The sequence below is a fragment of the Pseudomonas sp. GNP014 genome (genome assembly GCF_054344005.1).
In genome coordinates this window covers 1-2,499 of record NZ_JBTGUS010000006.1, presented here as the reverse complement: position 1 = coordinate 2,499, position 2,499 = coordinate 1, and the positions used below count along the sequence as shown (strand labels likewise).

3 pseudogenes are annotated in these 2,499 nt (G+C 61.7%); all 3 read right to left on the bottom strand.

Annotation, left to right across the window (positions count from 1 at the left end):
- Positions 1–1,251: pseudogene (locus ACXX9E_RS28755) on the bottom strand (amidophosphoribosyltransferase); the annotation flags it as partial.
- Between the two features lie 62 nt (positions 1,252–1,313).
- Positions 1,314–1,869 (bottom strand): annotated as a pseudogene (locus ACXX9E_RS28750) (CvpA family protein); the annotation flags it as partial.
- Between the two features lie 63 nt (positions 1,870–1,932).
- Positions 1,933–2,499, bottom strand: a pseudogene (locus tag ACXX9E_RS28745) (SPOR domain-containing protein); the annotation flags it as partial.

Genomic DNA, 2,499 nt, shown 5'->3' with positions numbered 1-2,499 from the left:
CTGGTGAAGCAGCTTGGCGTGTTGATGCCATACACGTTCGAAGCGTTCTGCGGCGCCGCCGAGGACGAAGTAGACGTTTTTCGCGCCGGCTTCACGGGCCATCTGGATGATCTGCTTGCAGTAATACGTCGCCGCGATCGAGAATGATCAACCAGCGTCGCATTCTTACCAGGAATTCCAGCTCGATGGCGTTGAGCTTCTGGCGAACCGACTTCTTGCGAGCCGCCTGGCCCGGCATGATGAAGGTGCGACCGATGTAACGGTTCTTGACGAAACCTTCGCGGAAATTCGTCGCCCCCAGGTGGTTCGCCAGCCCCAGCGCAGCAGGATGCGGCTGGTGTCCGGAATCGGGATGACCACGTCGATGTCGTGCTCTGGACGCTCGCGCAGGATCTTCTCGGCAAGCTTCTCGCCCATGCGCAGACGGGCTTTGTCCAGGGGCACGCCGTCGATGATGGAGTCCCGGCGCGCCAGTCAAGACGTGTTCGAAGATGCACCGGGTCAGGGACGGGTTGGTCGCATTGACGGGTGTGCAGCTTCATCTTCAGTGATGTGACCCGCTTCGCCGGGGCGAGGTCGCGAATCAGGGTGAAACCGAGCACGTCCAGCGAAACGCTTTCGGACGCGATCATGTATTCAACGCCTGCAACCGTCTTGCGACGCTGGCCGAACACGATCGGCGAATGCCGTGCAGATCGCGAAACCGGCGGATGCCGTAGCCGGTCGCCCATCGCCACAACGGCGTGACCACCACGCAACGGTTATGCACGTGGTCACGGCGGCAAACGCGTCTTCCTCGAGTACAAGCTGCAGCTTGCCGCGCTGGGCCAGCTAGTGGGCGAACACGTTCAGCGGCGCTTCCGTCGGAACTGGTGTTGACGTGGCGCGGTCAACTCGTAGATCTCTTTGGCCAACTGCTCAACGTTGGTCAGTTGGTTGTCGCGGGTAATGCCGTAGTTGACGCTGAACGGGTTCAGGCTGGGCGAAGTCGAGCTGCCCGCAGTCGGTAGCAGGACGTGGCCGATACCCGGCTGTGGCCGAGCAGATACGCTGATGCTGACGTTGAACGCGTCACGCGCCAGGCCGTCTCCTGCGCCAACAAGCAGCCAGTGGTCGCTGGTCACGATACCGGCAGCGTCTCCTCGGCCGCGGTGCTAAAGCATCAAGACCCTCCACGTCATACAGCCCTGATTGACGTTCGACTTCAGCGATACCGACGATGCCGCATGCGACGCAACCCTTCCAATCGATGAACTCGACGACACTCGCTCGCGTTTCGCCAACGGGCGGAAGTTTCGCTGAACGGGGGCTGTCTCGGCGGGTACGCTGATTCCACTGGCAAGCCACTGACTGCTCCACCCCGAGAATCAGTTCTGGACCAGTCGGCGACCAAATCAAAGCTCGCGCCGCTGTCGTACTTCCACCACCGTCCTGCTGTACCGGCCCCAGGCTCAACAGCCGACTTCACCGACCACCAGCCGAACACCGCCGCGCGCTGCACCAGCAGGCCATGCCAAGGAAATGGATCGGTCCCCGGACAGCCCGGTGACGCGGACCAGTCGCCGATAGATCATTGATGATTGCGCCCACCGATCAGTGTGGCGACAAACATGATGGCACAGCCCGCGATCACGCAGCCGATGGGGTTTCGATGTCTATCCGGCGAGGTACTCGGACAGTAAGCCACCGAACATCCAGCAACGACTCCTGCGATGATCCAGGTAGCAGCGGATGATGTCTTCCTCAACGAAGCCGCTCGAACTTGATCGAAGCAGAGATGGCGGTGATTGAGACGATGGCCCAGTCAACCCAGGTAATGGCAGGGTGCAGCTGCAGAACGGATAAGGCGGCGCATTTGGCGAGGCGCATGCCTCTCGGTAAGCTGCGATTATCAGTGCATTTCAATCGAGGCGATAGTTTACGGCGTAGCGCCTTCGGCTGGAAGCGTACGACAAAACCCTTGAGGTTCTGCTGACGACTTCAACAGATCGCGCAGACGATCGGCTTGAGCCGCGTTCGATCGGCCGCCGACGAACACCCAATTATTGCCATGGGCAGAGCGATCAGCGTTTATGCTGTTCGCTCAGCAGGGTTTTCTGCAGGCTCTCGGCACTGGCGCGGCTCGACAAGCTGGCCAGTTGCACCGACCAGCTCACCGACAGACCATCGGCGTCGACGCGGCTTTGCGTGGTGTCAGGCTTGGTTCTGGCCGGCGATCAGCTGCGGCAGGCGCCGGAATCGGCTTGGCCACCCGCTGGCGGCGCAGCAGGATTTCGGCGATGGCTGTCGCGCTCAGCCCGACCCGGTCCAGGCCAGGGGCGATGGGAGCAGCAGGCGCAGTCTCTTATCCCGTTTCTTCATCGGTGGCACACGGTTCTTGCGGCAAGGCCTGCGGCTCCGGCACCACCACCTGCTACCGTGCGCCTGCGGCATCGCCGAGGAAGTGCTTGCGGAAGAGCGCCGGCGCCTGAACAACCACCTCGCGTTGCTGATCCTGAC